The following is a 4920-nucleotide window of genomic DNA, read 5'->3' on the forward strand; positions in this document are numbered from 1 at the left end:
AACCCCCCACCCCCACCCCGGGCTCCTGGGCCCAGCCCCCGCCCCCCCCCCCGCGCCCCCTGTGCGGGGCGCCCGAGCCCGATCTTCCTGCTCGTCGTCGCGATCACCCTGGTCGGCGGTGGTCTGGCCTGGTTCGCCGACGGCGTGACCGCGCGGGTCGGGGTGTTCGTGCTCGTGGTGGCGGGCTGGATCGTCACGCTGTGCCTGCACGAGTTCGCCCACGCCTACCTGGCGTGGCGGGCGGGCGACCGCGAGGTGGAGTTGCGCGGCTATCTGTCCCTCGACCCGCTGAAGTACGCGCACCCGGTGCTGTCGATCGTGCTTCCGGTGGTGTTCATCGCCCTCGGTGGCTTCGGTCTGCCCGGCGGCGCGGTCTACGTGCACGGGCACAATGTCAGCCCGCGTCAGCAGCGGATGATCAGCGGCGCCGGGCCCGCGGTGAACGCGCTCTGCGCGGTGCTGATCCTGGTGACGGTGGCGTTGTTCGGCAGCACCACCGACCACGCGACCTTCTGGTACGGGCTGGCCTTCCTGGGTTTCCTCCAGGTCACCGCCACCCTGCTCAATCTGCTGCCGATTCCCGGCCTCGACGGCTACGGCATCCTCGAGCCCTCGCTGAGCTACCGCACCCGCCGCTCACTGGACCAGCTCAAGCCACTGGGCATGCTGCTGCTGCTCGCGCTGCTGCTGACCCCGTCGATCAACCGGCCGTTCTTCGACGCCGTGTACGCCATCTGCGAACTGCTCGGCGTGCCGGACCTGTGGGTTGCCCGCGGCGCCCGGCTGGTGCGGTTCTGGCTCTGAGCCGGCGGCGGGCTCGGCCGGTGGTGTCCCCCGGCCGGGCTCACTCGGTCGTGTCCCTGGGCGGAACATAGGGGTTCGCGACGGTGGGCGGCAGCAGGGCGATCGCGGACACCCGTTGCAATCCGCAGGCCTGTAGCAGGTCCACCAGGATCGAGCGGACCTGCGCGAACACCACGTGCGCCGACAGGCCCGCGCCTTCGACCAGCTCCGGTCGCGCCTTCCTGGCCACCGAGCGCAGCACCCGCGCCGCCTCGGCCTGGTCCGGCTGTTCGCCGGGGTCGGCGAGGATGGAGCGGCGCACCACGTCGACGGCGTCGGCGAGGTCGGCGACCACCTGGATCAGGCGCGGGTCGAGGATCTCGTCGTCGCGGACCAGGGTGAGCGAGCGGCGCAGCAGCACCCTGGTGTTGCGCACCGCGTTGTCGACCGGGTCGGCGGCGGCGCGCAGCCGGTCGAGGCGGGGCCGGGAGTTCCAATACAGCGGGGAGATGCGGCTGATCTCCTTGCCGCCCTCCAGGCTGGAACGCAGCGAGTCGATGGTGGGCTGGGTGCCGCGCACCGCCCGCAGGGCCTCGGAGATCTTGGCGGCGTCCTGTTCGAGCAGGCCGTCCGCGCCTGCGGCCAGCGCTTCCTGCACCACTTTCAGCACGTTTCCGGCGTGGTCGCGGGCGCGGCGCACCGGATGCACGGGGATGGCGGCGACCACGAGTACGCCTACCAGGCCGCCGACCAGCGCGTCGATCATGCGGTCGAAACTCGCGTCACTGCCCGGCGGCATGAGGGTGGCCACCAGCACCGCCGACCCGGCCGCCTGGATGCTGATGATCGAACCGCCGTCGACGAACACCGCGAGCGCCATGGCCACGGCCACCACCAGGGTGATCTGCCAGACGCCGCTGCCGACGGCGGAGATGAACAGGTCGCCGATGCCGACACCGAAGGCCACCCCGACCACCAGCTCGGCCGAGCGGCGGATCTTCGCCCCGAACGAGACGCCGATGGAGATGACCGCGGCGGTGGGCGCGAAGAACGGGGTGATGTGCCCGAGCAGGTCGTGGGCGATCCACCAGGCCAGGCCCGCGCCGAGCGCGCACTGCACGATCGGCAGCGCGGACAGCCGCAGCCGCGCCGCGGAGGCACGCAGCCGCGCCGCGCCCCCGGACCGGGCCGCCGCGAGCCTGGAGTCCGCCCGGGTCACTCCCGGCTCAGTCGAGGCCGAGCTCGGCGGCCGCCCGGGGATCGCAGTCCTCGAGCAGGTCGAGGCAACGCGCGTACTCGTCGTTCTCGCCGATGGCCTTGGCCGCCCGCGCCAGCGCGCCGACGCTGCGCAGGAAGCCCTGGTTGGGTTCGTGGCTCCACGGCACCGGGCCGAAGCCCTTCCAGCCGTTGCGGCGCAGCAGGTCGAGGCCGCGGTGGTAGCCGGTGCGGGCGAAGGCATAGGCGGCGACGATGTCGTGGTTGACCGGCTCGTCGGCGGCCTCGCCACGCTCGAGCGCGGCCTCGGCCAGATAGGCCCACGCGATGGAGGCGGCCGGGTGCTCGGCCACCACCCGGACGGGGTCGGCCTTGTTCAGCAAGGCCTCCTCCGCCTCGGAGTTTTCGGGTAGCAACACCGGCTGAGGTCCGAGCAGGTCTCCGAACGAGGTCATGCGCTTCATTGTGCACCGGTTCGCGCAAGCCGTGGCGGCGGGGGAATCGGTGCCGCCACCCGGCGCGGTCGATAGGCTGGCCGTCGAGTTCACTGCAGATCGGCGCGAGCAAGGGGTAGTGGTGTCCGACCCGAACGACGAGAAGAACCCGGCGCGTGCGGCCGCCGCCTCCGGTGCGCGGCCGGAAGAGGCCGCCGAATCGACTGCTTCCCCCGCGAGCCCGACATCCGCCGACTCCTCCGACCGGACCGCCGCGAACACCGAAAAGCCTGGTGGACAGGGCAGTTCGGAGCACACCGCCGAATCGGGGAAGAGCGCACCCGCCGATTCCGCCACGACGCCGGGCAGCGCCGCCGCCGACAGCGCGCAGGACGGGTGGGAGCGACCCGCTTCCCCGGGGGCGGACGGTCCCGCGGCGGTCAAGGCGGTGCCGTTCACGCGCAAGACCGTCGTCGGGGGCGAGCAGTCCGGGGCGTCCGTCGCGGGTGCGCGGAAATCGGATCAGCAGACCGGTGGGACGGCCGGCGCTCCCGGTGCGGGTGATCGCCCCGCGTCGCCTGCTGGTTCCGGCAACTCCGCCGCATCTGCCGCGCCGACGGCGGGCAATCCCGCCGACCCGGCCGCGAACGCGCCCACCCAGCGGATCAGCCTTCCCGGCGCGAAGGGTGCCGACGCCACGCCGAGCGGGAGCGACCGAACCGAGCGGATCGCCCGGCCGGGGGCCTCCGCCGATGAGCAGCGGCCCGCCGATGCCGTCACCCAGCGGCTCGGCGCGGTGTCTGCCGAGGTGGCGGGTGCGGGTGCGGAGGGGGACGCCGCCGCGCCGCCGAGAACCGCCGACGCACAGCCGGATACAGCCACCGACACGCAGCCGGATCCGGGAGCGGAACCGGATGCCGCGGCGGTGGATTCGGATACCGCCGCGGCACAACAGGATGCGCCTCCGGCCGGGTCCGCGACGAGTGCGGGGCGGTCCGCGGGCTCCGGCACCAACAACACCGGCGCGCAGGCGGATTCGGCCGGCTCCGCGGACACGAGCGCGGTCACGGGCGGCGCGGACACGGGCGGCGCGGTCACGGGCGGCGCGGACACGAGCGCGGACACAGGCGGCGCGGAGTCGAGCAAGGGCGACACGGCCGATAACACCGCGGACACCGCCGGGGACCGCGCGGACGAGGACACCGGAGACACGGGCAAGGACACCGGAGACACGGGCAGGGACACCGAGGCCCCGGACAAGCTCGCCGGAGACACAGCCCAGAACCACGCAGGCGGAGACACCGGGGACACGGGCAAGGACACCGGGGACGCTGACGAGGACACCGGGGACACCGCCGGGGTCGACCCGAGCAGTGACGACCCGAGCGGTGACGACCCGCGTAAAGGTGACGCGGACAAAGACAACGCGAGCGGAGAGGACGCGAGCGAAGAGGACGCGGACAAGAGTGGGGCGGACGAGGGTGGCGCGGGCCGGGGGGCCGATGCCGAGGAGTCCGGCGCGACCGATCCGGTCGTGGATGCGCCGACGACGGTGATCCGGCGCGAGGACGTGGCCGCCGCGGTGCAGGCCGCCGGAGCGGGTGCCGCCGCGGCGCAGAGCGCGGGCGCAGACAAGGCGACCGGAGGAGACGCAGCCGGTGGGGACGCGGCAGCGGCCGCCGATTCCCCGGCGCAGTCGGCCCTGGGTGCGGATTCCGGTGCGCAACCGGCCGATACGAGCCAGACCGTCGTGATCAAGCGCTCCGATCTGCCCGGGAAGCCGGGGCAGACCGGACCGGGCGACGCGGGCAGCGGCGTGCCGGAGAACGCGGGCGACGCCGACGCGGCGACCGTCGCCATGCCGATGGTGCCCGTCGACGACCAGAAGACCACCGCGCTGCCCATCCAGCGCCCCGACCAGACAGATCGGGTGAGCGGACGGCCCGGCCCCACCAAGCCGCCGAGCACGCCCCGCCCCGCCTCCGGCCCCAGGCAGGCGGGCTCGAAGCAGGCCGGTCCGACCGGTGCGCCGCCCGCGGGACCGCACGGCCCCGGCCACCCCCAGGGCCCCGTCCCCGGCCAGCCGCCCCGGCCCGGTCAGGCCGGACCGCAGGGGCCAGGCAGGCCGCCGGTCCCCGGCCGAGGCGGGCCGCATCCGGGTGGACCGCAAGGTGGCCCCGGGCAGGGAGCGCCACTCGGCCCCGGACAGCAAGGGCCTCGGGCGACCGGACCACAGGGGCCCGGTCAGGCCGGACCGCAGGGTCCGGGACAGGGCGCGCAGGCCCCCGGTCAGGCTGGACCACAGGGCGCGGGCCAAGCCGCGCAAGTCCCCGGCCAAGCCGGACCACAGGGCGCGGGCCAAGGCGCGCAAGTCCCCGGCCGGCCCGGCCCGCAGCGGGTCGGCCCCGGCGCACCGGTCACGCAGACGGAGAGCGCGCCCTCCCCCGCCGACCACAACGCGACCCGTCCCGCGCAGTCGGTGGACGAG

Annotated in this window: 3 protein-coding genes and 1 pseudogene; 2 read left to right on the forward strand and 2 right to left on the reverse strand. The window is 74.5% G+C overall.

Going from position 1 to position 4920, the window contains the following annotated elements; all coding sequences use genetic code 11:
• Positions 1–81: 81 nt before the first annotated feature.
• On the forward strand, positions 82–804 hold the full coding sequence (locus tag QH283_RS06870; RefSeq protein WP_280502176.1) for a site-2 protease family protein: 723 nt from the start codon (positions 82–84) through the stop codon (positions 802–804).
• A 40-nt stretch (positions 805–844) separates the two neighbouring features.
• Here QH283_RS06870 and QH283_RS06875 read toward each other — a convergent pair whose 3' ends face one another.
• Both QH283_RS06875 and QH283_RS06880 read right to left on the reverse strand, forming a co-directional pair.
• Positions 845–2002 carry an FUSC family protein gene (locus QH283_RS06875; protein WP_280502174.1) on the reverse strand — a complete coding sequence of 386 codons (1158 nt, stop codon included), beginning with the start codon at positions 2000–2002 and terminating at the stop codon, positions 845–847.
• 7 nt (positions 2003–2009) lie between these two features.
• Positions 2010–2462 (reverse strand): DUF3151 domain-containing protein, encoded by a 453-nt coding sequence (locus QH283_RS06880; protein WP_280502175.1) that lies wholly within the window; start codon positions 2460–2462, stop codon positions 2010–2012.
• Positions 2463–2574: 112 nt separating this feature from the next.
• Between QH283_RS06880 and QH283_RS06885 the strand changes: the two are divergent.
• Positions 2575–4920, forward strand: a pseudogene (locus tag QH283_RS06885) (hypothetical protein); the annotation flags it as partial.

Origin of the sequence: Nocardia farcinica, assembly GCF_029867845.1 — a bacterium.
Taxonomy (GTDB): domain Bacteria; phylum Actinomycetota; class Actinomycetes; order Mycobacteriales; family Mycobacteriaceae; genus Nocardia; species Nocardia farcinica_A.

Coding starts and splice junctions, on each gene's coding strand:
- QH283_RS06880 (WP_280502175.1), bottom strand. CDS start 2,462: ATGAAGCGCATGACCTCGTTCGGAGACCTGCTCGGACCTCAGCCGGTG.